The organism is Cupriavidus oxalaticus (assembly GCF_004768545.1).
Taxonomy (GTDB): domain Bacteria; phylum Pseudomonadota; class Gammaproteobacteria; order Burkholderiales; family Burkholderiaceae; genus Cupriavidus; species Cupriavidus oxalaticus_A.
The window spans coordinates 690,632-717,380 of the sequence record NZ_CP038635.1; the positions used below are offsets into that span (position 1 = coordinate 690,632).

Here is a 26,749-nt window from a genome sequence, read left to right on the forward strand (position 1 = left end):
AGCCGATCATGCGAATCCGAGGCATTGAAGCACTGGCCGGCGGCCAGGGTGGCCAGGGCGACAACTGCGGCGCAGCGCAAGGCGGTGGCATAGCCACGCTCACCCGACGCGGTTTCCTGAAACTCACCGGCCTGGCCGGCGGCGGGCTGGCGCTGGGCGTGGCCCCGCTGGCGCAGGCACAGGCACAGGACGCGGGCAGGTCCAGGGCACCGGCGCCGCAGGCGTTCCTGATCATCGCGCCCGACAACACCGTCACGGTGGCCGTGAACCGGCTCGAATTCGGCCAGGGCGTGCATACCGCGCTGCCAATGGCGCTGGCCGAAGAACTGGATGCCGACTGGCGCAACGTGCGCGCAACGCTGGCACCCGCGGGCGACGCGTACAAGGATCCTGCCTTCGGCATGCAGATGACCGGCGGCTCGACCGCGCTTAACCATTCGTTCCAGCAGTACCGCGAGCTGGGCGCGCGCGCCCGCGCCATGCTGGTGACTGCCGCCGCGCAGAAGTGGCAGGTCGATCCGGCCGGCATCAAGGTCGAGCAGGGCGTGCTGACCTCAGGCAGCCACCGCGCCACCTTCGGCGACCTGGCGCACGCCGCGATGGAGCTGCCCGTGCCGCAGCGGGTCACGCTGAAGGACCCGGCGCAGTTCCGCATCGTCGGCAAGCCCACGCCGCGGCTGGACGCGCGCGGCAAGATGGCGGCGACCACGCCGTTCGGCATCGACACCAGGCTCGACAAGATGGTGGTGGCCGTGGTCGCGCGCCCGCCGCGCTTCGGCGGCAAGGTGAAGTCGTTCAACGCCGACAAGGCGCGCGCGGTGCAGGGCGTGCATGGCGTGATGCAGGTGCCGGTGGACCGCGGCGGCACCGGCGTGGCGGTGATCGGCAGCGGCTACTGGCCGGCCAGGATGGGCCGCGATGCGCTGGAGGTCCAGTGGGAAGACGCGGGCTCCAGAGTCTCGTCGCAGGCGCTGTTCGAAGAGTACGCCAGGCTGGCCGCGCAGCCGGGCACGGTGGCGCGCGCGGGCGAGGGTGATATTGGTGCGGCCATCAACAGTGCCGCGCGCAAGATCGAAGCCGACTTCCGCTTCCCCTACCTCGCGCACGCGCCGATGGAGCCGCTCAACTGCACGCTGCAGCCCGACGTGCAGGGCGGCAAGCTGCAGGCGGTCAAGGTGTGGGTGGGATCGCAGTTCCAGACCGTCGACCAGGCCGCGATCGCGCGCACGCTCGCCCTGTCGCCCGACAAGGTCGTGCTCAATACCATGATGGCCGGCGGCGGCTTCGGCCGGCGCGCGGTGCCGACTTCCGACTACCTCGTCGAAGCGGCCAACGTGCTCAAGGCCTGGGTGGCCGCGGGACACACCGAGCCGCTCAAGGTGATGTGGAGCCGCGAGGACGATATCCGCGGCGGCTACTACCGTCCGCTGCACCTGCACCGCGCGCGCATCGGCTTCGATGCGCAGGGCAAGGTGGTGGGCTGGCAGCACACCGTGGTCGGGCAGTCGATCCTGAAGGGCACGCCGTTCGAACCGTTCATGGTCAAGAACGGCGTCGACGCGACCATGACCGAGGGCATCGTCGAGAACGACTACGACCTGCCGCTGCAGATGTCGGTGCATCACCCGCAGGTGGATGTGCCGGTGCTGTGGTGGCGCTCGGTCGGCAACACGCATACCGCCTTCGTCAAGGAAACGCTGGCCGACGAAATCGCCGCCGCGGCGAAGCAGGACCCGGTGGCGTTCCGGCTGGCGCGCCTCGACGAGAAAAAGCACGCGCGCCACCGTGCCGCGCTGCAGCTGGCGGTGGACAAGTCCGGCTACGGCAAGCGCAAGCTGCCGAAGGGGCACGCGTGGGGCGTGGCGGTGCACGAGTCGTTCAGCACCGTGGTGGCCTATGTGGTCGACGTGTCGCTGGTGAAGGGCGAGCCGCGCGTGCACCGCGTGACCGCCGGCGTGCATGCCAACCGCGTGGTCAACCCGCTGTCGGCCGAGGCCCAGATCCAGGGCGGCTGCGTGTTCGGGCTGGCGATGACGAAGCCGGGGTTTGCCATCGAGATCGAGAATGGCGCCGTGAAGAACAGCAACTTCACCGACTTCCCGCCGCCGCGCATCACCGACGCGCCGGTGGTGGAGGTGTTCTTCGTGCCGTCGCAGGACAACCCCACGGGCCTGGGCGAGCCGGGCGTGCCGCCGATCGCGCCCGCGGTGGCGAATGCGCTGTTCCGGCTGACCGGCAAGCGGCAGCGGCAATTGCCGTTCGTGCTGGCCTGACCGGCCTGACGCAAGGGGTGGCGTGGCGCCCTGCACCGGGCGCCGCGCCGGCGCATCCCCCGAACGCGGCTGGCGGGTGCGTTTGTTGTAACCGCACCAGTGTTTGCGCCGGCATGGCTGCACCCTATTGCGTTTGCGCGCCGGGCCGCGTAGAAAGTGGAGACACTGCGCCGTCCGGCTGCCCCGCTGCCCCCCTGCCTACTGGCGGCGGCCGTCCCGGGCAGCACCGGGCCGGCGCGCCGGACGTTCGAGGTGTGGCCATGGAGACCCAGGAAAGTACCCTAACCCTTGCCCTGATGACGGAGCCCGCGCGGGCCCGCGTGTGCCGCGCGCTGCTCGATGCGGGCGAGAACGGGCTGCCCGCGGCCGACCTGGCCCACATCGCGCAGGTCAGCCTGGCGCGCGCCGGCCACCTGTTCCAGGAACTGGTGCAGGCCGAGGTGCTGGCGCTGTCGATCCAGGAACGCAAGGTCTGCTACGTGCTCAAGGCGCGGCGCGCCGTGACCGAAGCGCTCGGCTACATCGACGCCAGCGGGCTGGCTGACTAAGCAGGCACAAAGCGCATCGGGCGCCGCGCGGACCGCCACGGCTGGCGGGACGCGCCAGCCGCTATTTCTGGATCTGCTTGACCGCCCGATCGCGCGCCGCCTGCATGTCCTGCATGAGCCGGTACGCTGCGTAGTACTTGAAGATATTGCGCACATAGGTGGTGGTCTCGATGCCGATCTTCTCCGCCACCACGATCTCGACATTGTTGAACCACTTGTCGGGATCCAGTCCCCGCGCCGCCGCTTCCTTGCGCATCTTCGCGATATTGCCCGGCCCGGCGTTATAGCTGGCAAAGGCGAACAGCGGCCGGTTCGCTTCCGAGAAATGCGCGTCGGGGAAGTACTTCGTCATCAGCCGGTCCATGTACTTGGCGCCGGCGTGGACGTTGGCCTCGGCCATGCGGATATTGCCGACATTCAGCTCCTTGCCGGTGGCCGGCATGATCTGCATGATGCCGACCGCGCCGACATGGCTGCGCGCCTCCTGGTTCAGCTGTGATTCCTGGAAGCCCTGCGCGGCCAGCATCAGCGGGTCGAAGCCATAGTCCTTGCCGTACTTCTCGAAGAAGGCGATGGTCTGCTGGAAGCGCTTGTACTCCGCATCGTCGGTGTTGTTCTTGATCTGCTTGATGCGCAGCATGGTCTGCTTGAGCCGGTACTCCGCACCGCCCTGTTTCTTGACGAAATTGACGTAGAAGTCTTCGATCGCCTGCCGCAGCTGCGGGCTGTTCTTGCGGAAGGCCCAGCCGGTATAGCCGCCTTCGCGCACGGCCAGGTCTTCGCGTACCTTGATGTTCGGCAGGATCTGCGCCCACATCGCGGCCTTCCAGTCATCGACCACCAGGATCTGCAGCACGCCCGCGTTGAGCATCTCGAGCGCGTCTTCGTCTTCGAGCGCATCGGGCAGCATGACCAGTTTTATCGGCGCCTTGCCGGCGTGGCGCAGGCCGTCGTTCAGCACGGTCAGGCTTTCAAAGTAGCTGCTGGCGCGCCGCACGTGCACGGTCTTTCCCGCGAGGTCGTCGAGGCGCTGCAACGGCGGCGCCTTCGGCCCGGTGACCACCAGCTCGCGCACCGGCTTGCGGTCGCGCGGCGCGGTGAAGTCCACCTGCTTCAGCCTGCTCTCGGTTTCGGTCAGGTTGCCGGCGGCGATATCGCCAAGCCCCGCCATCAGGTCGGGCAGCAGCCGGTCGCGCGTGGTCGGGATGATGATGATGGTCAGCGGGCGCTTGCCGAGCTGGTCGGCGTACTTCTTGTTCAGATAGCGCTCGAAGTCACGCACCAGCTCCGCGGTCAGCCCGCGCTCGCGGCCCTTGTCGCTGAAGTAAAGCGTGCGGCTGTATGGCACCAGTACGCGGATGACGCGGCTCTTGAGCATCACGTCGAAGTCGCCGGTACGGGGTTTGTTGGCAAGGCTCAGTCCGCGCGGCTTCGCGGGAGCTGCCTGGCCTGTCGCAGCGGTAGCGGCAGGGGCCGACGCAGCGGCTGGCGGATTTTGCGATGGCGGTTTTTGCTGGGCTACGGCAGCAGGTCCGCAAAGGCTGAACGCGCCCATCAGGCCGGACACAAGCAGGCCTGCCAACCAGCGGGAAGGGCGGACAGCGGACATGGCGGGGATTGCAAGCCGCGCAAGCAAGCGCGCGGTTTGCCCATATGGAGTCTAGGCGCGGAATATGGACTTGCAAGCGTGGACTTGCAAGCGCGCGACTCGAGAGCGGGGAGGCAGTACGCAGCCTGCAGGAAGCGCAGACATGGGCAGAGTAGTAGGAACGCGTTGAGACAGGAAAGAAGATGGCCGGCTTGCGCCGGCCATCGATCTCATTCGCGGCTTGCGTGATCGCGCTATTGCTTGGGCGCTGCCATTTCCTGGCGGGCCGCGGCGTCCGCGGCCTTGTTCTCGACCTTGCGCTCCTGCTTGGCCTCGCCGACTTCTTCCTTGTACTCGCCCTTGGCGGCCTTCTTCTTCGCCTTGTATTCGTCGGAGGCGCGCTTGCGTGCCTCGCGGCGCTCGACCAGCGGGTCCTTGGGCGGCTCGATCTGGGTCATGCCGGGCGGCACGCCTTGCGCGCCGGCCGGGGGTGCCGCGGGCGCGGCCGTGGTCTGGGCGAAAACGGTGGCACAGCTGAGGCCTGCCAGGCCGGCGGCAATCGCGCCGACGATCTTGGGAAGGCGAGCGGGCTGTTTCGGATCCATGGAAAACCTCCAGAGTTGTTGTCGGACGCGCCGGCAGTGGAGGGGCCCGGCGCGGCTGGGACCGCGCGTCGCCACCGTGGCGGCAGTGCAGCGGTAGCCCTCAGTCTAGGCAGCGGGGCCGTATTGCGCTGTCGGGCGCGCGCTGATGCGGAGCCGGCGTTACTCCTACACGGCCGCGTTGATGCCTGGCCGCAACAAACGCCGGATGGAGAGCGCCGGACGCCACTTTGCAGCGCCGCGCGATGCCGACAAGCCGCTGCACCTGCGCGTGTTCGTCGAATTGATGGTGCGACTGGGCGAGACCGCGGCGGCGGCGGGCGCAAGGGCCGCCGCCAGCAGTGAGCGGGCGGCAAGCGCGCCAAGGTCCGCAAACAACCGGGGTTGGTCCCGTGCATCGAGTCCGAGCACAACGCTAGGGCACGGTAGGCGTGCCGGGCGATCTCGTTGCCATCGCGGCCGAACGAATCTTTATGCGTTCTTTACACGCACCCGTCACCTTTCTACCCGGTTTTTACGACCCCGTCGCTAAGCTGCAAGCCGAAACCATTCAAAGGTGCTTTGTCATGGACGGGATCTACTTGATCGTATTGATCTGCTTTGCAGTGCTGAGCGCGGCCCTGCTGGGGCTTTGCGCTGTGCTTGCACCGAAGTCTTCCGCGGGCGGCGAACATGCCGGCTCGCACCACCAGGTGCTGGGCAAGAACAGCGCAACGGACAGGGGGCTGTGATGAGCTGGACGGATCTGTTGAGCGGCGCGCTGGCCGTTGCCATTTTGGTCTACCTCCTCATTGCGTTGTTCCGGCCGGAGAAATTCTGATGTCCTCCCAATTCGTGGGCCTGCTGGTCCTCTATCTCGCCGTCCTGCTGGCATGCGCGCCTTTTCTCGGACGCTATATCCGGCGCGCTGTCGAGGACGGCAATTATTCGCTGACCGCCTGGGGCCGTCCGCTGGAACGGCTGGTGTATCGCCTGGGCGGCGTGCGTGCCGAGTCCGGGATGGGGTGGAAGCAGTACACCATCGCCGTCCTGGCGTTCAACCTGCTTGGGGTGGTGGCAGTCTATGCGCTGCAGCGCGTGCAAGGCATGCTGCCGCTGAACCCGCAAGGTTTTGGCGCGGTCACGCCGGACTCGGCCTTCAACACGGCCATCAGCTTTGTCAGCAATACGAACTGGCAAGGCTATGCCGGCGAGTCGACCATGGGCTACCTGGCGCAGATGCTCGCGCTCACCGTGCAGAACTTCCTGTCCGCGGCCACCGGCATCGCCGTGGTGTTCGCGCTGATTCGCGGCTTTGCGCGCCAGAGCGCCGCCACCATCGGCAATTTCTGGGTCGACATGACCCGGGTCACGCTGTACGTGCTGGCGCCGATCGCGACGGTGATCGCGCTGGCGCTGGTCAGCCAGGGCGTGATCCAGAACTTCGATGCCTACAAGGAAGTGAGCCTGGTCACGCCAGTCGAATACAGCCAGCCGAAGGTCGACGCGGCCGGGCAGCCGGTGCTCGATGCGCAAGGCATGCCGGTGACGGAAGACCTGAAGACCGACAAGCAGACGTTGGCAATGGGTCCGGTGGCCTCGCAGGAAGCCATCAAGATGCTCGGCACCAACGGCGGCGGCTTCTTCAATGCCAACTCGGCGCATCCGTTCGAGAACCCGAATGCCCTGGCCAACCTCATCGAGATGCTGGCGATCTTCCTGATCCCGGCGGCACTGTGCTTCACCTTCGGCGAGATGGTTGGGGACAGGCGGCAGGGCGTGGCCGTGCTGGGCTCCATGACGGTCCTCTTCGTGGCGATGGCTTGCGTTGCGGCGATCTCAGAGCAGATGGCCAATCCCGCGTTGTCGGGTCTGCCGCTCGACCATGCCAGTTCGCTGTTGCAGGCCGGCGGCAATATGGAAGGCAAGGAAACACGCTTCGGCATCGCTGCCTCGGCCTTGTTCGCCACCATCACGACCGCGGCATCCTGCGGCGCGGTCAATGCCATGCATGACTCCTTCACCGCCATCGGCGGGCTGGTGCCAATGCTGCTGATGCAACTGGGCGAAGTCGTGTTCGGCGGCGTTGGCTCGGGCCTGTACGGCATGCTGGTCTACGCCGTGCTGGCGGTGTTCATCGCCGGGCTGATGATCGGCCGCACGCCGGAGTATCTCGGCAAGAAGATCGAAACCTATGAGATGAAGATGGTGGCCGTGGCGATCCTGGTCACGCCGCTGCTGGTGCTGCTCGGCACGTCGGTGGCGGTGATGGCCGAGGCGGGACGCGCGGGTGTGTTCAACCCCGGCACGCACGGCTTCTCGGAGATCCTGTACGCGCTCTCGTCGGCGGCCAACAACAACGGCAGCGCCTTTGCGGGCCTCTCCGCCAACACGCCGTTCTACAACACGCTGCTGGCCGCGGCGATGTGGTTCGGCAGGTTCTGGATCATCATCCCCGTCCTGGCGCTGGCCGGCTCGCTGGCGGCCAAGAAGCGTATCCCGCCCAGCGGCGGCACCATGCCGACGCACGGCCCGCTGTTTGTCGTGCTGCTGGTGGGCACGGTACTGCTGGTCGGCGCGCTGACCTATGTCCCGGCGCTGGCGCTGGGTCCAGTCGCCGAGCGACTGCAGGGCGCGGTGACGGCAACGGCAGCCAAGTAGATCGATCACTGACGAAGACATAGCGAGCATTGCCACCAGTTCGGCCCCTGCATGGCCCGGCCAATGCAGGTGCCGCTGTCTCTAGCGGATTGCGGAGAAACCATGCAACATGAATCGACGGCCCCAGTGGCCAAGGGCAGCGCCAACAGGACCGGCGCATCGTCCTCCAACACGCCCCAGGTGAAGAGCGCACCGGTGTCGGACCGGCAACACGGTTCCCACTATCATCGCCTGCCCGCGCGCAGCATGTTCGCGCCGGAGCTGGTGAAGCCCGCGCTGATCGCGGCCTTCAGCAAGCTGTCGCCGCGCGACCAGTTGCGCAACCCGGTGATGTTCGTGGTCTACGCCGGCAGCATCCTGACGACCATCCTGTTCCTGAAGGCACTGGCGGCGCCGGCGGCGGTCGGCGAATCCGCCGGCTTCATCCTGGCGGTATCGGTGTGGCTGTGGTTCACGGTGCTGTTCGCGAACTTTGCCGAGGCGCTTGCCGAGGGCCGCAGCAAGCAACAGGCCGAGGCGCTGCGTGGGCTGAAGACCACGGTGACCGCACGCGTGCTGAAGGACGGCAAACGCGGAAGCGCCACCGAAGCGCGCCCCGCGACCGCGCTTCGACGCGGCGATGTAGTGCTGGTCGAGGCTGGCGAGATGATCCCCGGCGACGGCGAAGTGATCGACGGCGTGGCCTCGGTCGACGAAAGCGCCATCACCGGCGAATCGGCGCCGGTGATCCGCGAGTCTGGCGGCGACTTTTCGTCGGTGACCGGAGGTACGCGCGTGCTGTCCGACTGGATCGTGGTGCGCATCACGACCAATCCGGGCGAAAGCTTCATCGACCGCATGATCACGATGGTCGAGGGCGCCAAGCGGCAGAAGACGCCGAACGAGCTGGCCCTGACGATCCTGCTGGTCGGGCTGACCATCGTCCTGCTGCTGGCCACGGCCACGCTGCAGCCGTTCTCGCTCTACAGCGTGCTGGTGGCCAAGGCGGGCGGGCCGGTGACGATCACCGTGCTGGTGGCGCTGCTGGTGTGCCTGATCCCGACCACGATCGGCGGGCTGCTTTCCGCGATCGGCGTGGCCGGCATGAGCCGGATGATGGAAGCGAACGTGATCGCCACTTCGGGCCGCGCGGTGGAAGCCGCCGGCGACGTGGACGTACTGCTGCTCGACAAGACCGGCACCATCACCCATGGCAACCGCCAGGCCTCGCGCTTTATCCCGGCGCCCGGCGTATCGCCATTGCAGCTCGCGGAAGCGGCGTGGCTGTCGTCGCTGGCCGACGAAACGCCGGAAGGGCGCAGCATCATCACACTGGCACGCCAGCTGCCCGGGCTGGCCGCGCCGGCGATGGCAAGCCTGAAGCCGGAATTCGTGCCATTCAGCGCGCAGACGCGCATGAGCGGCGTGGACCTGCGCGACGGCGGCGGCGAACGCCACGTGCGCAAGGGCGCCGCCGATGCCGTGCGCCGGTACGTCACGGAACGCGCCGGCAAGTTCCCAGACGCGGTGTTGCAGGCGGTCGACGAGGTTGCGCGCGCCGGCAGCACGCCGCTGGTGGTTGCCGACGCCAACGGCGATTCGGTGCGCGTGCTGGGCGTGATCGAACTGAAGGACATCGTCAAGACCGGCATCCGCGAGCGCTTCGGCGAGCTGCGCAAAATGGGCATCAAGACCGTGATGATCACCGGCGACAACCGGCTGACCGCGGCTTCGATCGCGGCGGAAGCAGGCGTCGACGACTTCCTGGCCGAAGCCACGCCGGAGGCCAAGCTCAAGCTGATCCGCCAGTACCAGGCCGAAGGGCGGCTCGTCGCGATGACCGGCGACGGCACCAACGACGCTCCCGCACTCGCCCAGGCCGACGTGGCCGTGGCGATGAACAGCGGCACGCAGGCGGCCAAGGAAGCCGGCAACATGGTGGACCTGGACAGCAACCCGACCAAGCTGATCGAGATCGTCGAGATCGGCAAGCAGATGCTGATGACGCGCGGCTCGCTGACGACCTTCAGCGTGGCCAACGACATTGCCAAGTATTTCGCGATCATTCCCGCGGCGTTTGCCACCACGTATCCGCAGCTCAACCTGCTCAATGTGATGGGGCTGGCCACGCCGGCGTCGGCCATCATGTCGGCGGTGATCTTCAACGCGCTGATCATCGGCGTGCTGATTCCGCTGGCGCTCAAGGGCGTGGTCTACCGGCCGCTGGGCGCCGCGGTACTGCTGCGCCGCAACCTGCTGATCTACGGTGTTGGCGGCATCCTGGTGCCGTTTGCCGGCATCAAGCTGATCGACATGATCCTGGCCCTGTTCGGCTGGGTCTGATTTCCTCTCCAACGATTCGGAGCATTCATGAATACGCAAGTGCAATCCCGGCAGCCGTTGCCGGCTCCGGTGCAGGGCGGCCTGTTGCGGCCAATGCTGGTGGTGTTCGTCGGCCTGTCGCTGGTGACCGGCCTGCTGTATCCCGGCGTGATCACGGCAATCGCCAGGGCCGTGTTCCCGCATCAGGCCGGCGGCTCGCTGATCGGGAAGGATGGCAGCACGCTTGGCTCGGAACTGATCGGCCAGCCGTTCTCCGACCCGAAGTACTTCTGGGGCCGGCTGTCGGCCACGGCGCCGATGCCGTATAACGCAGCGGCTTCGGTCGGATCGAACCTCGGTCCTACCAACCCGGCGTTGACCGATGCCGCACGCGCGCGCCTCGACGCACTGCGCGCCGTGGATCCGGAAAACCAGGCGCCGGTGCCCGTGGACCTGGTCACGGCATCCGGCAGCGGGCTCGACCCGCACATCAGCCCTGCGGCCGCCGAATACCAGGTGGCGCGCGTCGCGCGCGCCAGGGGGATACCGACTGAACAGGTGAAGCAACTGGTTGCCGCCAACACGGACGCGCCGCTACTGCCGGTGCTGGGCGATCCAGGCGTCAATGTCCTGAAGCTGAACCTTGCATTGGATGCCATCGCACGGCAGTAGCACGGTGCCGGTGATGCGGGACGATGCCGCGCAGGTGCGCGGCGGCACTGGCTCGCCTGCGCGGAATCCTGGCACCTTTACTGGATCTGTACACGGGCACAGCGGCTTTTGATGCCGTTTTTACGCGTCAGCCCATATCGTGGCGAGGCTCCCGGCAACGGGGGATTCCATCAACTCTCGTCACATCAACAATGACTGACCTGCGCCATACCGCGGCCGCACTGCTCGCCTGTTCCGCAACTTCCGTTCTCGCCTTCGCTGCCATGCCCGCCATGGCGCAATCCCAGCCTGACACCGAGGCATCCCCGCATACCTTCACGGCCAACGTCACGGTGGCTACCGACTACCGCTACCGAGGGCTGATGCAGACGAACCGCCGGCCGGCGATCCAGGGCGGGTTCGACTACAGCCATGCGAGCGGCTTCTACCTCGGCAACTGGAACTCGAGCATCAGCTGGCTGGGCGACAGCAATGCCGAGGTGTCGGCCCCGATCGAGATGGATTTCTACGGGGGCTACAAGAATACGTTCGCTGGCGACTGGACCTACGATGTCGGCGTGCTGCAGTACTACTACCCGGGCGACTATCCGGCCGGCTACACGCGCCCATACACCACCGAGGTGTACGCGGCCCTGGGCTACGGTCCCGTGACGCTCAAGTACTCGTACGCGCCGACCAATCTATTTGGCTTCGCCGACAGCAAGCACAGCTGGTATGCAGACCTGACCGCCAACGTGCCGCTTGATGTCTGGGACCTCACGCTGAACGCCCACGTGGGTTACCAGAAGGTGCAGGTCGCCAATGCCTCGTACGTGGACTGGAAGCTCGGCCTGACCAAGGACTTGGGCAACGGACTCGCGCTGGCTGTGGCCTACATCGACACCAATGCCGACAAGGCGGTGTACACCAATGCCAAGGGCCGCTACATGGGCCGTGGCACCGCATGGGCTTCCCTGACCAAGACGTTCTGAGCGCGCCTTGCCGGCGCCGCCGGTTCTTGATATCGATTTAATGCGTCGGCCTGATCTACCGCCTGCCGTTGCGCCCGGCAAGTTCCGCGCTGGTTCAGAGGCTGGAGGAAGCCATGGCTGTCCTCCCTCCGCTTTCCATGGCACGGGACAAGCACCTGACGGCCTGAAGGCTTGCCACCCGTTGCCCCCGGGACTGTTGAGACACGCCGTTCCCGCCGCTCCCACCTCAAATTCCCTCCGTCCGGGAAAACCCCCATTTGGCCGCTGTCTTGAAATGGCCATACCCCGTCCCTATAATTAGCACTCGTCGGGGGTGAGTGCTAACAGCATTCTGTGCCCCTTGCGACACCTGAAAATATCAGACGGCCGTCGCCTCGGTAGCCGGCCGATTGTGATTAAACACTCACTTTTGTATCTAGGAGTCCGTATGAACCTGCGTCCTCTGCACGACCGCGTGATCGTGAAGCGTCTGGACAACGAAACCAAGACCGCGTCCGGTATCGTGATTCCCGACAACGCTGCCGAGAAGCCCGATCAAGGCGAAGTGCTGGCAGTCGGTCCCGGCAAGAAGGATGACAAGGGCAACAACATCGCCCTCGACGTCAAGGTTGGCGACCGCGTGCTGTTCGGCAAGTATGCCGGGCAGGGCGTGAAGGTGGAAGGCCAGGAACTGCTGGTCATGCGCGAAGAAGACATCATGGCCGTGGTGAACAAGTAATCACCAACTGACCGCCACCCGTACAGATTTCAGGAGATTTCAAGAATGGCAGCTAAAGACGTAGTGTTCGGCGACGCCGCACGTGCCAAGATGGTCGAAGGCGTGAACATCCTCGCCAACGCCGTTAAAGTGACCCTGGGCCCGAAGGGCCGCAATGTGGTGCTGGAGCGCAGCTTCGGCGGCCCGACCGTGACCAAGGACGGCGTGTCCGTGGCCAAGGAAATCGAGCTGAAGGACAAGCTGCAGAACATGGGCGCCCAGATGGTCAAGGAAGTGGCTTCCAAGACCAGCGACAACGCCGGTGACGGTACCACCACTGCTACCGTGCTGGCCCAGTCGATCGTGCGCGAAGGCATGAAGTTCGTTGCCGCCGGCATGAACCCGATGGACCTGAAGCGCGGCATCGACAAGGCTGTTGCCGCCGCCGTGGAAGAGCTGAAGAAGGTCAGCAAGCCCACCACCACCAGCAAGGAAATCGCCCAGGTTGGCGCCATCTCGGCCAACAGCGACACCTCGATCGGTGAGCGCATCGCCGAAGCCATGGACAAGGTCGGCAAGGAAGGCGTGATCACGGTTGAAGACGGCAAGTCGCTGGCCGACGAGCTGGAAGTCGTGGAAGGCATGCAGTTCGACCGCGGCTACCTGTCGCCGTACTTCATCAACAACCCGGAAAAGCAAGTTGTCCAGCTGGACAGCCCGTTCGTGCTGCTGTTCGACAAGAAGGTTTCGAACATCCGCGACCTGCTGCCGGTGCTGGAGCAAGTGGCCAAGGCCGGCCGCCCGCTGCTGATCATCGCTGAAGACGTCGAGGGCGAAGCCCTGGCGACCCTGGTGGTCAACAACATCCGTGGCATCCTGAAGACCGCCGCCGTCAAGGCCCCGGGCTTCGGCGACCGCCGCAAGGCCATGCTGGAAGACATCGCCATCCTGACCGGCGGCACCGTCATCGCCGAAGAAATCGGCCTGACGCTGGAAAAGGCTACCCTGAACGACCTGGGCCAAGCCAAGCGCATCGAGATCGGCAAGGAAAACACCATCATCATCGATGGCGCCGGCGACGCCGCTGCGATCGAAGGCCGCGTGAAGCAAATCCGCGCCCAGATCGAAGAAGCGACCTCGGACTACGACCGTGAAAAGCTGCAAGAGCGCGTGGCCAAGCTGGCCGGCGGTGTTGCCGTGATCAAGGTTGGCGCTGCCACCGAAGTCGAAATGAAGGAAAAGAAGGCCCGCGTGGAAGACGCCCTGCACGCCACCCGCGCTGCGGTGGAAGAAGGCATCGTCCCCGGCGGCGGTGTGGCCCTGCTGCGTGCCCGCGCTGCGATCTCGGCACTGACCGGCGACAATGCCGACCAGAACGCCGGTATCAAGATCGTGCTGCGCGCCATGGAAGAGCCGCTGCGCCAGATCGTGCTGAACGCTGGTGAAGAAGCTTCGGTCGTCGTTGCCAAGGTCATCGAAGGCAAGGGCAACTACGGCTACAACGCTGCTTCGGGCGAGTACGGCGACCTGGTCGAAATGGGCGTGCTGGACCCGACCAAGGTCACCCGCACCGCGCTGCAGAACGCCGCTTCGGTGGCTTCGCTGATGCTGACCACCGACTGCGCCGTGGCCGAAACGCCGAAGGAAGAGTCGGCTCCGGCAATGCCGGGCGGCATGGGCGGCATGGGCGGCATGGAAGGCATGATGTAATTTGTGCCGACTGACTGCTGGCGGGGTGTCATAACCCGGGCTGGCAGGCTGTCACAGCAAAAAACCCCCGCGGGTGTGAGCCCGCGGGGGTTTTTGTTTGGGGTCCTTGCCTGCTTGATGACTGGCGGGGGGGGCGGTCAGACTTCTACCACGCAGCACCAGTCGAAGCCCTTGTTTTCCAGCTCGCCAGTGCGCCGGCTGACATAACCCCGCGGATTGCACACCACGCGCGAATCGTCGATGCAGTAGTCGAAACTGGTGTGGGTATGCCCATGGATCCACAGGTCCGCCTGCGCCACCAGGTCGGGCCGGCGTGACAGGAACCCGCCGGATACCAGGTCATGCGAGTAACGCGGGTCAAGACTGCCCAGGTCAGGGCCGTGATGGGTGACGACCACGGTCTTGCCCTCGAACGGCTGCGCGAGCTGCGCGGCCAGCCAGGCCGAAGCGGCCTCGTGGCGCGCCAGCGCGTCTTCCGGCGTGAAATGGCGGGCCTTGCCGTCGTCGCCATCGAGTTCTATCAGCCTGTGGTCCAGCATCACGCCTGCGCAGGCCTGCATCGAATCCTCGCGCCGGTCCAGGCCGAACAGCGTGTAGTCCGTCCACCAGGTCGTGCCCAGGATCCGCACGCGGCCGTTGGCGCCGTCGAACTCGGCAACGGCGCCGTTGAGCACGTGCATGCCGGGATGCTCCGCCGCGGCTTCGGCCATCTGCCGGTCGACCGCATCGAAGTTGCCCTCGTAATACTCGTGGTTACCGGGCACATAGATCACGGGCTCCGCAAACGTGTGCGCGGCCCAGTCGATGCCGTCGCGGCCGTTGGCGATATCGCCGGCCAGCACCACGATGTCGGCATCGCAGCCGGGCACTTGCTGCGGCATGTTGTGCTCGAGATGCAGGTCGCTCAGGATGCGCAGTTTCATGGGGACTCCGGGGCGATTGATTCTGGCTGCCTTCGCCGCGCCCGCGGCGAAGGCAGTGAGTGGCATTCTTAAGAACCCTGGCGCCGAGGTCAAGTCCCCGGCCCGCACGCCCGCCACCAAGCAAAAAAGCCCGGAACCAGGTCCGGGCAAGGGACTGTCTGGCCGGCGTTGCACCGGGAGACAGCCGGGGGAACCGTTCAGGGTTACCCGTGAGTCCTATCCTCACTGTCCTGCCATGGTCGGCAACAGGACGCGATAGATCTGGATAAACGCGGGTCCCAGCAGCACCAGCAGCAGCGAGGGGAAGATGGTGAATATCAGGGGGAACAGCAGCTTGAGCGCGATTTTGGCGGCCTGTTCCTCGGCCAGCATACGGCGCTTGGTGCGCAGCATGTCTGACAGCACGCGCAGCGACTCACCCAGGCTGGTGCCGAAGCGGTCGGCTTGGATCAGCATCGAGGCGAACTTGTCAACGTCCTCGACGCCGGTGCGCAGCGACAGGTTGGACAGCGCCTTCTCCTTGGAGAAGCCGGAGCGCAGTTCGAGCAGCATCAGCTGCAGTTCATCGGCCATTACCGGGCAGCGCAGCGCGAGTTCGTCGGCGACACGCATCAGCGCGGCGTCCAGGCCGAGGCCGGCTTCCACGCACACTGTGAGCAGGTCGATGACGTCGGGGAATTCCTCGAATACCGTGCGCTGGCGTTCGGCAACCTTGCGGGCCAGCACGACGTTGGGGAGGTAGTAGCCAATCGCGCCCAGCAGCGCCAGCAGGGCGAACATCGTGTACTGGTCGTCGAACGCCCGATTGCCATTCAGCGCAAGAAGCCCGGTCATGGGCAGCACAACCGCCAACACGGTCTTGGCGCCAAAGTACAGCGGTGCCGCGCTAGCGCTGCGCCAGCCAGCATTGGTGAAGCGCACGCGCAGCTGTGAATTTTCCCATCCCTCTTTGGGCAGGGACAGCCGCGACACCGGTTGTGCCAGACGCACCAGTTTCTCGATCCAGGCCTGCCGCGCGTCAGGCGCGGAGGGCATGCCTGCCTGGCCGGCGAGCTGCTCGACGCGTCCGTGCATGCGGTTTGGTGAGAACGCGTACATCACGGCAAGCACTGTGCCGAATGCCGCCACGAACACCAGCGCGAGCACGACCAACTGCTCGGCAGGAATACCGTCGATGATGCCTTGCATGATTGACTCCCCTCAGGACCGTTGTGCCGCCGTGGCTTGTTGTTGTCTCATACACGGATGCGGATGATCTTGCGCATCCATAGCACGCCGAACACCATCGATACCAGCGCGCCGCCGATCATGCGCCAGCCGATCGGGTCTTCCCACAGCACCTTCATGAAGTCCGGGTTGACCACCATGATCATGCCGGCGGTCGCGAACGGCAGCAGGCCCAGAATCCATGCGGACAGGCGTCCTTCGGCCGAAAGCACGCGGATCTTGTCAAACAGCTTCAGGCGTTCGCGCACCATGTTGGCGATGGTGTCGAGGATCTCGGCAAGGTTGCCGCCGCTTTCGCGCTGGATCAGCACGGCGATCACAAAGTAGCGCAGGTCGCCCACCGGCACCCGGATTGCCAGGTTGGTCATGGCTTCGTCCAGCGCCACGCCATAGTTGATCTCTTCGAACGTGGTGCGGAACTCAGGGCCGATCGGCGCCTTGATCTCCTGGCCGACCATGCCCAGCGCACCGCTGAACGAGTGCCCGGCGCGCAGGGAGCGGCTGATCATGTCGACGGCGTCCGGCAGTTGCTTTTCCATCTGCTTGATCCGCTTGATCCGCAGGCGCATCACGTGCAGCACCGGCAGCAGCCCAGCCACGGCGGCAATGGCCAGCACCACCGGCGCGGGCACAGGCACCAGCGGGATCAGCGCCACGGTGCACAGCACCACAAGCGCGCAGTAGCCCAGCAGTTGCGATACCGACCAGGAACTGCCGGACTGCGCCAGCCAGCGGTCCAGCGTGCCGATGCGCGGCATCCGCATCAGCCATTGCTGCATCCGCGGTGAATCGCTGAGCAGGCGCTTCTTCAGGATCGACAGGCGTTCGGCATTGACGTGGCCGCCCGCGGACAGCGCACGCAGCCGCGCCTCGATACGCTTGGCAGCGGGGCCGTGATAATTGCTCCACCACAGATAGATGCCTTCGATGCAGAGCACCACCGCCGCGAACAGCAGGATGCCGAAGGCATAGAAGATCGTGCTCATATGCGTCTCCCCCGAGTGAATGTGCCGCGTGCCTTGCGCGGATCACACTTCATAGCGATGCGCCGGATCGTAGGTTTCATCGGGCAGGCCCACGCCGAACACGCGCAGCCGCTCGGCGAACTTGGGGTACACCCCGGTGGCGCGGAAATGGCCGCGCACGGTGCCGTCCTTGTCCACGCCGGAGCGCTGGAAAGTGAAGATCTCCTGCATGTTGATGATTTCACCTTCCATGCCGGTGATCTCCGAAATGCTGATGATCTTGCGTCGCCCGTCGGTCATGCGTGCGGCCTGGACGATCACCGTGATGGCTGAAGAGATCTGCTGGCGTATCGCCTTGGCCGGCATGGTCAGGCCCGCCATGCTGACCATGTTCTCGAGGCGCGTCAGCGCGTCGCGCGGGGTATTGGCGTGGATGGTCGTCAACGACCCTTCGTGACCAGTGTTCATCGCGTTGAGCATGTCCAGGGCCTCGCCGCCGCGCACTTCGCCCAGGATGATCCGGTCCGGGCGCATGCGCAGCGCGTTGCGCACCAGCGAGCGCTGCGTGATCTCGCCCTTGCCTTCGATGTTCGGCGGGCGGGTCTCGAGGCGCAGCACATGTGGCTGGCGCAACTGCAGTTCCGCCGCGTCCTCGATGGTGACCACGCGCTCGTCCTCGGGGATGAAGCCGGACAGGATGTTCAGCAGCGTGGTCTTGCCGCTGCCGGTGCCGCCGGAGACCAGCACGTTGACCTTGGCATGCGCCAGCGCCTGCAGCATCTGGGCCATCGGCGGGGTCAGGCTCCTCAGGTTCACGAGGTCGGAAACCTGCAGCGGATTGACCGCGAAGCGGCGGATCGACAGCAGCGGTCCGTCGATCGCCGATGGCGGGATGATGGCGTTGACGCGCGAACCGTCGGGCAGGCGCGCATCGACCATCGGGCTGGTCTCGTCGATGCGTCGCCCCACGCGCGACACGATCTTCTCGATGACCTTCATCAGGTGGGCGTCGTCGTAGAAGCCGATATCGGTGAGTTCCAGCTTCCCGCGCCGCTCGACATAGGTCTGCTTTGCCGTGTTGACCAGGATGTCGGACACGGTCGGATCCTGCAGCAGCGGCTCGAGCGGGCCGAAGCCGAACATCTCGTCGTAGATGTCCGACGTCATCTGGCGGCGTTCCATGTCATTGATCAGGATCCGCTCTTCGTCGATGATGGCGTCGATCAGCACGCCGATCTCCGTCTTCACCTGCTCCAGTGGGTAGCGCGCCAGCCGCTCGAGCTCGACCCGGTCCAGTACCGCGTCGTGAACGGTCTTCTTGAAAGTCCGGTAGGCCTGCGTGGTGCCATGGCTGCGGGCGGGCGCAGCATGTCCGTTCATTTGCAGCGGCGGGTTCTCCGGCAGGGAAAGCTGTTCGCGGATCGACATGATGGACTCCGGTTCGTGATGCGTTTCAGGCGGCGGTCGACTTCGGGCGCAGGAAGAGCCTGGCCAGCGACGGCCTGGCCGGCTGCGTCTGCCGCTCGGTCCCCGCGCCCGCGGCAAGCGTGGCGCCTAGAGACAGCAGCGACCTGGCGATGGCGCTGCGCTTCTGTTCCTTGAGCACGGGAACGCCGTGGCCGATCGATTCATCCACCGCGGCAGGATCATCGGGCAATGCGTGGAAGACCTTCATGCCGAAGACTTCCTCCAGCTTGGCACGCGGCAACTCGTCGCGGCGGCCCTGGCGGTTCACCAGGATCCGGATCTTGTCCTCGGTGTAGTGCAGCGCGCGCAGGATATCCAGCAGGCGCTTGCCGGTGCGGACATAGGGGATGCTGGGCTGCACGGTCACGCAGATGCTGTGGCTGCGGTCGAAGGCCGCAAGCGACAGCGGGGTGATCGACTGTCCAATGTCGATCAGGATGAAATCGTAGCGCGAGCTGACCACAGACAGGATGTGGTCGATCCTGTCCTTGCGGACCTCATTGGCCTTGATCGGATCAATCGCACCGGCCAGGATGTCGAACCCCTCATCGACGTGGGTCATGCAGGCATCGAGGAAGGTATCGTCCATGCGTTCCAGCTGCGAGCACACGTCCGGCAAGGTCGCTGGCGGGGTCTTGTCGCTGACCAGGAATGCGGTGTCGCTGAACTGGGTGTTCAGGTCGATCAGCAGCACCCGCTTGCGCTCGCCGGCGCTCAGTGCGTAGGCCAGGTTGCCGGCGATGAAGCTGGTGCCGGCGCCGCCCTTGCATGAAACCAGCGAGATCACGCGCGCTTCGTTGCGCTCCCTAGGCACGTGGTTTGCCTCCAGCCGCCCGAGCGCTTCGCTCAGCTGGCCCTTGTCGAGCGGCCACGGCAGGATGTCGCGCACCCCGGCGCGCAGTGCCCGGATCAGGACATCCGGCTGCTGCGCCGACGTCACCAGGATGCAGGGCAGGTCGGGATGCTGCTGGCGCAAGGCTTCGATGCCCAGCATCTGCGTGCCGCCGCGGAAGTCCTGGTCCAGGATGAGCGCATCCGCGCTGCGCAGGTGGCTGCCATGCGTGCATAGTGCCGCGGGAGCATCCTGCAGCCGCATGATCTGGAAGGTTCCACAGGCGTCCGCCATACGCGAAAGCTCGCCCAACCTTTCAGCATCCTCGGAAACGATCAGAATTCTGAGCATGGTGTGCTCCTGGTTTGTGCGTGCTAATTGCAGATCTTGCCGCCGGTTGAGGAGTTCAGGCTTTCCCGCGGCAGCGTAGTCGTAAAGGAAGGCATGGCCAGCGTGAGTGGCACGACCGGGATAAAGGTCTTGACCGAGACGTTGGTCACGCTGACGGTAACCGAGCGACACGTGTTGCGCGCGACATCGGCATCCGCGTCGCAACCGCTGGGCTCGTAGGCAACTTGGATGTTGGCGGCCTGCAGCTTGGGCATCAGATTGGTCATCCTGGCTTTGATCGTCGTATCCTTGACATCGCACACCGCCGCGATGCGTGCGCCCAGGCGGGTGACCTCGCCAGCCGTATTCCAGTAGAACAACACGCGCGAGAATTCGGCAATGCCGATCAGCAGCATGAAGAAGATGCTGGCCACCAGCGCGAATTCGATCGCGGTGGCACCGGCCTGCTGCCGACGCGTGCGAGTGGCGCGAAGCGGAGTCATAGCACTTGCCTCATCACTGTTGCGATATCGGAGAACGCCAGGGTTCCTACCTTGATGTAGGTCTGGATCGGCGAGTATGAATATCCCGATATTTTCACTTCAACCAGGTTGATGGTGCCGGCCTGCGGGCCCGAGCTGTCGCCTCCCTCATAGATGGGAACGTTGGCGAACTGCTTGGCGCCACAGCCGCTCGAGTCGACGCGGTCACAGACGACGACCATCGAGGTGCTGAGGCCTTTCACCAATACGTCGCCTTCGCAGACCGTCTTGCCATAGACCGCCATGCATTTTGCCTGCGCCAGCGGATAGTTAGGCTCGCTGGGCGCATACTGCGACAGGAAGCGTGCGGCGTCGCGCGTGGCCTTGGTCAGGGCGTTGTATTGGTAGATGGCGCGGCCGTATTCCGCCACCCCGCTCACCAGCAGAAGCAACGGCACCAGGACCAGTGCGAATTCCACAGCCACCACCCCGCGCCCATTGCGCCGATTGTGCTGGCTGCGCCTGCGCTGTCTGCATCGCTCCATGATTCGCTCCTATTGCACCAGCACCGGCACGCGGGGGCCCGAACCCGTATCGGACCCAGGCACGCCCTGGGTCGCGCAGGGACTGGTGGCATCCTTCGAATTGCCAAGATATTCGAGGTAAACCACTTCCTTTGCGCTGGGCTCCTGCATCGGCTGCACCATCAGCATGCAGTTCCAGGAGACCACCTTTGCCAGCTTGGTAGAGGCGAATTCGGTGCAATCCACCATCGGCACGTGTACCAGCCTGCGGTCGGCGCCGGCCTTGTGCACCTCCTGTGTCGATGCCGTGCCCTTGGTGGTCAAGCCGCTGGACGCATCCGTCTGGTATGGCGCGTTTGCGCCGCGCTTCTGAATAAAGTCAGCGTAGGCGTTACCGCCGTTCGGCGGATTCCATGTCGTGACGCTGTAGGAAAAGCCGGTAAAGTCCGGCGTCCCGTCAGCCGGTCCCTTGTAGGAGCCGGTATAGATGCCGAAGCGGGTATTCCACGCTGCAATCAGCGCCGCGATTTCGCCTGGTTCGCCAACTTTGGATCCCACTGCCGGCAGGTCGCACTGCCCGCTTCCGGCAATCAGGTTCGCCAGCTCGGAAGCACCACCCCCCGGAGGCGACAGGTCAGCCCAACCAAAGCTGCCAGGGCCGTATGGATCCTTCGGATCGACCTTGGACGCGATCCAGTCCCCCTTGTTGTACGCGGTCTTAGGTGGATTTGCCGTCGGTGGCGTGCAGACATAGACCGGGATCGCGCAGGCTGTCTGCGCACTGGTGGTGGTGGCCACGCCCATTGCGCTTACGGTACTGGGCTGGATGTCGATGCCGGGCAGCAGGTTAAGGAGATGGATGAACCAGTGGGCAATATCCGTGCGCTCGGCGGTGCATTTGACGTACTTCACCTTGTCCAGCGCGTACGGTACGTCGTTCTTGGTGTAGTAGGTACCGTCAGGCGTGTCGCTGTACGAGACGTTCAGGTCCTTGACCATTTTCACTGCCTCGTTCTGGAACATGGCAGCGTTGCTCGTGCCGGTGGCCAGGCCGGCTGCCTCCGACACGAGCAGCGGCGTGGCTCCCGTGACGTCGCGCGCGGCGGCCAGCGCACAGGCATCGACGCTGTTCTGCAGCTCGCTCTTGGTCACATAGAGTTTGCCCAGGTCGAGCGCCAGCCCGACGAAGCCGATCAGAACAGCCAGCGACAGGCCGACGATGATGGCGATCGCGCCACGCTGCCGCTTGCGCCAGGTGGTCCGCCGGCCTCGGTAGGTGGTAGGGCGTGACATATCGGCTCTCCGTGGTTTGCGCGGATCAACGCGACCCGCCACCTGACATGCCCACGCCACCGTAGCCGCCGGCGCCGAAGTCGATTGTCATGGAGGGCGAGCTGCCTTGCTTGCCGTTGGCCAGCGAACGGTCGAAGTTCCTCATGGCCGCCACCGCGGTCTTGCCGTCGGCGCCCGTGACGGTGGGTAGTCCCGCGGGCGCATCGGGGTTGATGATTTGCATCTGCGTGACCGTGGCGAGCGCCACGCCGCGCTGGCCGTCCCACACCGGCGTGGAGGTCATGCAGGCCGACAGCGTGAGGCAGGCCAGGCTGCCGAGCACCAGCGTGGTGGCGCCGCGCGAAAGGTTGAGTTGTTGTTTGCTCATGATCGTTCTCCTGTGTGCGCAGCGGTTCAGTTACCGCCCGCGGCGGTGCGCGTGGCGGTGCCGGCGGCTCGTGCCTGCGCCAGGCGCGCGGCGGTGGCTTCGATGCGGGCGATGCGCGCGGCGGTGTCCTCGGCAGGTGGTGCGGCGGCGAGATTGCGGACAGCTGGTTGGGCCGGTTCCGGCACGCCCGAGGTCCGAGGCATCGCGGTCGCGGCTGCCTGCGCTCCTGATGAGCCGGCAGTTGCCGGCGGGTCCAGTGGGCGGCCCGTCGGCACCATCGAGACCGACGTGGGCGCGCCCTCGCTGCGTGGCGCCGTCGGCGGCGTGGCAGGTGCTGCGGCTGGCGCGGCAGGCTGCGAGGGGGCCGGCGCCGGCTGCGGCGCGGGCTTGCCACTGCCTTCCATATTGCCCATGAAGTACAACGACAGCGGGTTAGGCGTGGAGAAGCTGTCGGTCGGCAGCGGGTAGTTGTTGGTCTGCATCGGCTTGACCAGGCGCGGCGTGATGACGAACACCAGTTCGGTCAGGTCCTGCTGGTACTGCGTGCTGCGGAACAGCGTGCCCAGCACCGGCACCTCGCCCGCACCCGGCAGCGCCTTGAGCGAGCCGCGCGCGCTGTCGGTCAGCAGCCCGCCGATGGCAAAGCTCTCGCCATCGCGCATCTGAACAGTGGTGGAAGCGCGGCGGGTGGTAATGACCGGCAGGATGGTCTGGCCGGCCAGCGTGCCGCCGCGAATGGTGGCACCCGTGGGCGACAGTTCGGACACTTCCGGCGAGACCTTCAGGTGGATGCGGCCGTTCGCCAGCACGGTCGGCGTGAACTTCAGCCCTACGCCGAATTCTTCTTCCTGCAGCGTGACGGTGCCGGCCCCGTTCAGCACGTTGGCCTGCGCCACCGGGATGTAGATCTTGCCACCGGCGAGGAAGCTCGCTTCCTGGCCGCTGATGGTGACCAGGTTGGGCTCGGCCAGGATCTTGACCAGGCTGTCGTTCTTCTGCGCGTCGACGGCGAATTCGAACGGCAGGTTGTTGGCCTTGCTGCCGAAGATTGCGCCCGAAGCGCCGGTCAGCAGCGACGTCACGACACCACCCGTCCAGGAGCCAAAGCCGCCCTGCAGGTTGACCGCGGAACCTAGCTGGTTCAGCAGCGTCTTCGACACTTCGGCGACCTTGACTTCCAGCATCACCTGCTGCGGGCTGTCGACGGACAGCATGTTAAGCACGCCGCCCTTCTTGTCCCCGTTCTTGCCGTCGGTGCCTTGGGCCGCGTTGGCATACGCCTGGGCGATGTCCATGGCCTGCTGGGCGGACTGCGCATTGGTGACGCTGCCGGTCAGCACGAGGTTATCGGCAGCGGTCATCACGCGGATGCCAGGCTCGCCGGGCAAGAGCTGGCCGAGCGACGTCTGCAGGCCGCCGGCATCGGCATTGACCACGACGTTGATGATGGTGCAGGCGCCGCTGCGGCCTTGCACGATCATGTTGGTGGTGCCTACGCTGCGGCCCAGTACGTAGAGCGTCTGGGGCGAGACCATGGTCGCCTGCACGACATTGGGATTGCCCAGCGTGCGGTTGCGCACGGGCTCTTGCAGCGAGATCAGCTGCGACTTGCCGACCGGCACCATCACGCTGGATTCGCTGCGGATCGCGCCGACGCAGTTGGGGCCGCGCGCGTCGGCAGCCGGTGCGGGCGCAGGCGCCGAGCCCTGCGCCACCGTGGTCGGGGCGCCTGGCGTCATGCTGATGGTCATCTGCATCGGTGCCGCGGGTGCCTTGGCCGCGGCTGGTGCAGTGGCCTTGGTCACGATGCCCGCCTCCATGGCGGCTTGCGCCGCGGCGGCCAGCGGAGTGAAGAGGATGGCGGCAAACACCAGGATGCGGGTGCCGCCTGCGGCGTCGGATCTTTTCTGGTTCATTTTGAATCTCCCCCCGGAGAAGCTGTGATGCAGATCAGGATTCGTGAACGTCGTACGAGGCGTGGTCAGAAGCACTCGACGCCGCCCTGCATGCCTGCCAGCACACCGATGCAGTTGCCACGTGCGGGCTGCGCTGCCACCGTGCGGGTCTTCACCACGGTGCGCGTGGCCGTCTGGGTCACGACCTTGGCGGGCGGCGCTTCGGGCGTCTTGCCCAGCAGCGTGCCCTTGGTGGCGCCGCCGGTGTTGATGTCAGCGACATCCATCTGGTTGCGCAGCACCAGCGACAGCGTGCCGACGCTGCGGGCCACGTCGAGCTTCTCGGCTTGCTCGGGCGTCACTTCGAGCGTGACGGCATTCACCACCTTGGGCTGGGTGTCGTCACGGCTGACCTGTTGCGCTACCGCCAGCACCAGGATCTTCTCCAGCACGATCTTGGAGATGTTGCTGTTCTGCGCGTTGCGCGCTTCTTCATTGGTGTTGACGATCACGTCGACGTAGTTGCCTGGCAGCGCAAAGCCGGCAACACCCACCACGTCATTGACGCGAACCGTGATCGCGCGCTTGCCGTCGTTGATGACTGCGGACAGTCCGCCCTTGGTGCCGATCGGCGCCAGCTTGGCATCGAGAACCGGCTCGCCGCGCTGGAGGCTGGTGCGGACCACGCGGCCCTCCAGCGCCTTCGTGTCCTGGAACGCACCAGGCGGAACGCTGCCCGCCGGCCAGCTGACCAGGCGCAGCTGGCTGCCGTTGAGCGGTTGCCCGAGGTTCAGGTCGTTAGCGGCTACCACCACCTGCCTGACCGAGCTTGATGACTGCTGCACCAGCCATCGCGACGCCGACACCACTGCCGCCACGCCGGCGACCAGGGCAATCAGCAGCATCAGGATTGCGCGCATGTTTTTCATGATGACTCTCCCCAATATCCCCAATGGTTTCCGCGTTGGCTGCTACCGATCAGCTCGCGGCGCGGTGGTTGTCTGACCAGCGGCGGGCGCTGCCGGCCTGTGGCATGCCTTCGGGCGAGGTGCGCAGCCCGTAGTAGCCTTGCCAGGCCGCCACCAGGCCTTCCTCTGTGACTTGCGGCGCGGCGCCGTGGTAGTGCACGCCGGAGGCCACCAGGCGCAGCAGGTCTCGCGGGATGCAGGCGAACAGCGGCGTATCGCTGGCGTAGTGCAGGCTGTCGATAAGGAAGTCGAACACGGCTTCACTGCTGGCCAGTCCGTATTCGGCGGCAGTGCGCTGGTACACCTCGCGATAGTCGTCCACGGACAGCGCACCGACATAGAGCTTGCTGCCGAGCCGGCGCAGGAAGGCATCGTCGCCGAGCGCGGACGGTTCAAGGTTGCTCGAGAACACCGGCCAGACGTCGAATGGCACCGAGAAGCGCACGCCCGTCTGCAGCGTGAACATGTCAACGTTGCGGTCCAGCGGCACGATCCAACGGTTCAGCAGGTCGGTGACGCCAACCAGCTGGCGGCCCAGGTCGTCGATGATGTAGATGCCGTTGTTCGCCTTCATGTGCGGCGGCGCCTGGTAGAAGCCGGCGACGGGGTCGTGGCGCAGGTCCATCATGGACAGCGTCAGTTCGCCGCCGGACAGCACCACCGGGCGGTGGCAGAGGACCCAGCGGCGGTCCAGCGAACGGCGTGCCAGCGAGCCTTCGCTGTCATCGCAGGGCACATGGACCAGCGGGTCGAATACCTGGATGATCTCGCCGGCCACGGTGATGGCATGCGGCACCGGCACCGCGCCCGGCAGCAGCATCCCGAGGCGCTGCGCCAGGTAGGTCTTGCCGCTGCCGGCGGGCCCGTAGATCATCAGGGCTCGGCAGGTATTCAGCGACATACCGATGGCATCCAGCAGGTGGACCGGGATCACCAGATCATGGAAGGCTGCGGTGACGTCGGCCTTGGTCACCGATGCCTGGCCGACCGAGTGGCGCTTCACCGCCTGGACATAAGCGTCCAGCGTGACCGGCGCAGCGCCGATGTAGCTGCAGCGCGCCGAGGCTTCGGCCGCGCGCGCATAGCCGGCATCCGTCAGTCGGAAACGAACGTCCAGGTCGCTGGCGCCGCGGTGGGCAACCTCCAGCAGGCGCTCACGCACGGCAACAGCGGCGACCTCGTTGACCACGGTGCCCGGCAGCTTCAGCGTATCGGTCAGCACCGCCAGCGTGACGGTGCGGTGCATGTAAGCGGCCTTCATCAGCAGGCTCAGCAGCAGTGCCACTTCCAGGCCGGTGTCCGCGATGGTGCGCGGCAGGACGTGCCAGGGGGACAGAGGTACCGCACCGTGTTCGGGCTGGGTATTCCTGACTGTCGCGACGGGTTCGAGGTGCCGCGAGGCGTGACCCGTGTCGTGGTGCTCGTTCATTGCCATCCCCCGTTTGCTGATTTGCGTGTTTTGGTGCTTCATGGC

At 65.7% G+C, this 26,749-nt stretch carries 24 protein-coding genes; 10 read left to right on the forward strand and 14 right to left on the reverse strand.

The window, feature by feature from the left end:
* The first annotated feature begins 8 nt into the window (after positions 1-8).
* Together E0W60_RS14010 and E0W60_RS14015 are read left to right on the forward strand one after the other, a co-directional pair.
* Positions 9-2,273, forward strand: a complete 2,265-nt coding sequence (locus E0W60_RS14010; RefSeq protein ID WP_135704675.1) for a xanthine dehydrogenase family protein molybdopterin-binding subunit — start codon at positions 9-11, stop codon at positions 2,271-2,273.
* A 260-nt stretch (positions 2,274-2,533) separates the two neighbouring features.
* Positions 2,534-2,821 carry an ArsR family transcriptional regulator gene (locus tag E0W60_RS14015; RefSeq protein ID WP_133093930.1) on the forward strand — a complete coding sequence of 96 codons (288 nt, stop codon included), beginning with the start codon at positions 2,534-2,536 and terminating at the stop codon, positions 2,819-2,821.
* A 61-nt stretch (positions 2,822-2,882) separates the two neighbouring features.
* Here the strand turns inward: E0W60_RS14015 and E0W60_RS14020 are convergent, their stop codons facing one another.
* A complete protein-coding gene (locus E0W60_RS14020) occupies positions 2,883-4,430 on the reverse strand; it encodes a transglycosylase SLT domain-containing protein (protein ID WP_133093931.1) in 1,548 nt (515 codons plus the stop codon).
* A 233-nt stretch (positions 4,431-4,663) separates the two neighbouring features.
* On the reverse strand, positions 4,664-5,014 hold the full coding sequence (locus E0W60_RS14025) for a hypothetical protein (RefSeq protein WP_133093932.1): 351 nt from the start codon (positions 5,012-5,014) through the stop codon (positions 4,664-4,666).
* Between the two features lie 428 nt (positions 5,015-5,442).
* On the opposite strand from E0W60_RS14025, the gene E0W60_RS37010 reads away from it, so the two are divergent.
* The 8 genes from E0W60_RS37010 to groL all read left to right on the forward strand — a co-directional run bounded on the left by E0W60_RS37010 (position 5,443) and on the right by groL (position 14,002).
* The gene (locus tag E0W60_RS37010) at positions 5,443-5,742 is read left to right on the forward strand and encodes a hypothetical protein (protein WP_133093933.1); all 300 of its coding nucleotides are present in this window, start codon (positions 5,443-5,445) and stop codon (positions 5,740-5,742) included.
* The gene (gene kdpF, locus E0W60_RS14030; RefSeq protein ID WP_133093934.1) at positions 5,742-5,831 is read left to right on the forward strand and encodes a K(+)-transporting ATPase subunit F; all 90 of its coding nucleotides are present in this window, start codon (positions 5,742-5,744) and stop codon (positions 5,829-5,831) included. The genes E0W60_RS37010 and kdpF overlap by 1 nt, the downstream gene beginning before the upstream one ends.
* Complete coding sequence (gene kdpA, locus E0W60_RS14035; protein WP_135704677.1) at positions 5,831-7,651, forward strand: potassium-transporting ATPase subunit KdpA; 1,821 nt, start codon at positions 5,831-5,833, stop codon at positions 7,649-7,651. The genes kdpF and kdpA overlap by 1 nt, the downstream gene beginning before the upstream one ends.
* A 246-nt stretch (positions 7,652-7,897) precedes the next feature.
* Positions 7,898-9,973 (forward strand): potassium-transporting ATPase subunit KdpB, encoded by a 2,076-nt coding sequence (gene kdpB, locus E0W60_RS14040; protein ID WP_240745981.1) that lies wholly within the window; start codon positions 7,898-7,900, stop codon positions 9,971-9,973.
* A gap of 27 nt (positions 9,974-10,000) precedes the next feature.
* On the forward strand, positions 10,001-10,624 hold the full coding sequence (gene kdpC, locus E0W60_RS14045) for a potassium-transporting ATPase subunit KdpC (RefSeq protein WP_135704681.1): 624 nt from the start codon (positions 10,001-10,003) through the stop codon (positions 10,622-10,624).
* A 191-nt stretch (positions 10,625-10,815) separates the two neighbouring features.
* Positions 10,816-11,595 carry a TorF family putative porin gene (locus E0W60_RS14050; RefSeq protein WP_135704683.1) on the forward strand — a complete coding sequence of 260 codons (780 nt, stop codon included), beginning with the start codon at positions 10,816-10,818 and terminating at the stop codon, positions 11,593-11,595.
* A gap of 427 nt (positions 11,596-12,022) precedes the next feature.
* Positions 12,023-12,313, forward strand: coding sequence for a co-chaperone GroES (groES, locus tag E0W60_RS14060; protein WP_063237002.1), 291 nt, complete (start codon positions 12,023-12,025; stop codon positions 12,311-12,313).
* A gap of 45 nt (positions 12,314-12,358) precedes the next feature.
* Complete coding sequence (groL, locus tag E0W60_RS14065) at positions 12,359-14,002, forward strand: chaperonin GroEL (RefSeq protein WP_135704684.1); 1,644 nt, start codon at positions 12,359-12,361, stop codon at positions 14,000-14,002.
* A 137-nt stretch (positions 14,003-14,139) separates the two neighbouring features.
* Here groL and E0W60_RS14070 read toward each other — a convergent pair whose 3' ends face one another.
* The 12 genes from E0W60_RS14070 to E0W60_RS14125 all read right to left on the reverse strand — a co-directional run bounded on the left by E0W60_RS14070 (position 14,140) and on the right by E0W60_RS14125 (position 26,704).
* Positions 14,140-14,925 (reverse strand): metallophosphoesterase, encoded by a 786-nt coding sequence (locus E0W60_RS14070; RefSeq protein ID WP_135704686.1) that lies wholly within the window; start codon positions 14,923-14,925, stop codon positions 14,140-14,142.
* A 222-nt stretch (positions 14,926-15,147) separates the two neighbouring features.
* Positions 15,148-16,113 carry a type II secretion system F family protein gene (locus E0W60_RS14075; RefSeq protein ID WP_135704688.1) on the reverse strand — a complete coding sequence of 322 codons (966 nt, stop codon included), beginning with the start codon at positions 16,111-16,113 and terminating at the stop codon, positions 15,148-15,150.
* A gap of 47 nt (positions 16,114-16,160) precedes the next feature.
* A complete protein-coding gene (locus E0W60_RS14080) occupies positions 16,161-17,138 on the reverse strand; it encodes a type II secretion system F family protein (protein WP_135704689.1) in 978 nt (325 codons plus the stop codon).
* Positions 17,139-17,180: 42 nt separating this feature from the next.
* Positions 17,181-18,545: a CpaF family protein gene (locus E0W60_RS14085; protein ID WP_135704691.1), complete on the reverse strand. Its 1,365-nt coding sequence runs from the start codon at positions 18,543-18,545 to the stop codon at positions 17,181-17,183.
* Between the two features lie 25 nt (positions 18,546-18,570).
* On the reverse strand, positions 18,571-19,767 hold the full coding sequence (locus E0W60_RS14090) for an AAA family ATPase (protein ID WP_135704693.1): 1,197 nt from the start codon (positions 19,765-19,767) through the stop codon (positions 18,571-18,573).
* Between the two features lie 23 nt (positions 19,768-19,790).
* Complete coding sequence (locus E0W60_RS14095; protein ID WP_135704694.1) at positions 19,791-20,249, reverse strand: TadE/TadG family type IV pilus assembly protein; 459 nt, start codon at positions 20,247-20,249, stop codon at positions 19,791-19,793.
* Positions 20,246-20,773 (reverse strand): TadE/TadG family type IV pilus assembly protein, encoded by a 528-nt coding sequence (locus E0W60_RS14100; protein ID WP_135704696.1) that lies wholly within the window; start codon positions 20,771-20,773, stop codon positions 20,246-20,248. The genes E0W60_RS14095 and E0W60_RS14100 overlap by 4 nt, the downstream gene beginning before the upstream one ends.
* A 9-nt stretch (positions 20,774-20,782) precedes the next feature.
* Positions 20,783-22,045, reverse strand: coding sequence for a pilus assembly protein TadG-related protein (locus E0W60_RS14105; RefSeq protein WP_135704700.1), 1,263 nt, complete (start codon positions 22,043-22,045; stop codon positions 20,783-20,785).
* A gap of 25 nt (positions 22,046-22,070) precedes the next feature.
* Complete coding sequence (locus E0W60_RS14110) at positions 22,071-22,412, reverse strand: hypothetical protein (protein WP_135704702.1); 342 nt, start codon at positions 22,410-22,412, stop codon at positions 22,071-22,073.
* A gap of 26 nt (positions 22,413-22,438) precedes the next feature.
* Positions 22,439-24,328, reverse strand: a complete 1,890-nt coding sequence (locus E0W60_RS14115; protein ID WP_135704704.1) for a type II and III secretion system protein family protein — start codon at positions 24,326-24,328, stop codon at positions 22,439-22,441.
* 65 nt (positions 24,329-24,393) lie between these two features.
* Entirely contained in the window at positions 24,394-25,236 is an 843-nt protein-coding gene (gene cpaB, locus E0W60_RS14120) for a Flp pilus assembly protein CpaB (protein ID WP_135704705.1), read from the reverse strand.
* 49 nt (positions 25,237-25,285) lie between these two features.
* On the reverse strand, positions 25,286-26,704 hold the full coding sequence (locus E0W60_RS14125) for an ATP-binding protein (protein WP_135706216.1): 1,419 nt from the start codon (positions 26,702-26,704) through the stop codon (positions 25,286-25,288).
* Positions 26,705-26,749: the final 45 nt, after the last annotated feature.

What these genes read in the sequence shown, in the direction of transcription:
- E0W60_RS14110 (WP_135704702.1), bottom strand. Translation starts at nt 22,412, where the DNA reads ATGAGCAAACAACAACTCAACCTTTCGCGCGGCGCCACCACGCTGGTG.
- E0W60_RS14020 (WP_133093931.1), bottom strand. Translation starts at nt 4,430, where the DNA reads ATGTCCGCTGTCCGCCCTTCCCGCTGGTTGGCAGGCCTGCTTGTGTCC.
- E0W60_RS14105 (WP_135704700.1), bottom strand. Translation starts at nt 22,045, where the DNA reads ATGTCACGCCCTACCACCTACCGAGGCCGGCGGACCACCTGGCGCAAG.
- E0W60_RS14015 (WP_133093930.1), top strand. Translation starts at nt 2,534, where the DNA reads ATGGAGACCCAGGAAAGTACCCTAACCCTTGCCCTGATGACGGAGCCC.
- E0W60_RS14100 (WP_135704696.1), bottom strand. Translation starts at nt 20,773, where the DNA reads ATGGAGCGATGCAGACAGCGCAGGCGCAGCCAGCACAATCGGCGCAAT.
- E0W60_RS14125 (WP_135706216.1), bottom strand. Translation starts at nt 26,704, where the DNA reads ATGAACGAGCACCACGACACGGGTCACGCCTCGCGGCACCTCGAACCC.
- groES (WP_063237002.1), top strand. Translation starts at nt 12,023, where the DNA reads ATGAACCTGCGTCCTCTGCACGACCGCGTGATCGTGAAGCGTCTGGAC.
- E0W60_RS14070 (WP_135704686.1), bottom strand. Translation starts at nt 14,925, where the DNA reads ATGAAACTGCGCATCCTGAGCGACCTGCATCTCGAGCACAACATGCCG.
- E0W60_RS14025 (WP_133093932.1), bottom strand. Translation starts at nt 5,014, where the DNA reads ATGGATCCGAAACAGCCCGCTCGCCTTCCCAAGATCGTCGGCGCGATT.
- E0W60_RS14050 (WP_135704683.1), top strand. Translation starts at nt 10,816, where the DNA reads ATGACTGACCTGCGCCATACCGCGGCCGCACTGCTCGCCTGTTCCGCA.
- E0W60_RS14090 (WP_135704693.1), bottom strand. Translation starts at nt 19,767, where the DNA reads ATGCTCAGAATTCTGATCGTTTCCGAGGATGCTGAAAGGTTGGGCGAG.
- E0W60_RS14010 (WP_135704675.1), top strand. Translation starts at nt 9, where the DNA reads ATGCGAATCCGAGGCATTGAAGCACTGGCCGGCGGCCAGGGTGGCCAG.
- cpaB (WP_135704705.1), bottom strand. Translation starts at nt 25,236, where the DNA reads ATGAAAAACATGCGCGCAATCCTGATGCTGCTGATTGCCCTGGTCGCC.
- kdpF (WP_133093934.1), top strand. Translation starts at nt 5,742, where the DNA reads ATGAGCTGGACGGATCTGTTGAGCGGCGCGCTGGCCGTTGCCATTTTG.
- kdpB (WP_240745981.1), top strand. Translation starts at nt 7,898, where the DNA reads ATGTTCGCGCCGGAGCTGGTGAAGCCCGCGCTGATCGCGGCCTTCAGC.
- E0W60_RS14085 (WP_135704691.1), bottom strand. Translation starts at nt 18,545, where the DNA reads ATGTCGATCCGCGAACAGCTTTCCCTGCCGGAGAACCCGCCGCTGCAA.
- kdpC (WP_135704681.1), top strand. Translation starts at nt 10,001, where the DNA reads ATGAATACGCAAGTGCAATCCCGGCAGCCGTTGCCGGCTCCGGTGCAG.
- E0W60_RS14075 (WP_135704688.1), bottom strand. Translation starts at nt 16,113, where the DNA reads ATGCAAGGCATCATCGACGGTATTCCTGCCGAGCAGTTGGTCGTGCTC.
- E0W60_RS14115 (WP_135704704.1), bottom strand. Translation starts at nt 24,328, where the DNA reads ATGAACCAGAAAAGATCCGACGCCGCAGGCGGCACCCGCATCCTGGTG.
- E0W60_RS14095 (WP_135704694.1), bottom strand. Translation starts at nt 20,249, where the DNA reads ATGACTCCGCTTCGCGCCACTCGCACGCGTCGGCAGCAGGCCGGTGCC.
- groL (WP_135704684.1), top strand. Translation starts at nt 12,359, where the DNA reads ATGGCAGCTAAAGACGTAGTGTTCGGCGACGCCGCACGTGCCAAGATG.
- kdpA (WP_135704677.1), top strand. Translation starts at nt 5,831, where the DNA reads ATGTCCTCCCAATTCGTGGGCCTGCTGGTCCTCTATCTCGCCGTCCTG.
- E0W60_RS14080 (WP_135704689.1), bottom strand. Translation starts at nt 17,138, where the DNA reads ATGAGCACGATCTTCTATGCCTTCGGCATCCTGCTGTTCGCGGCGGTG.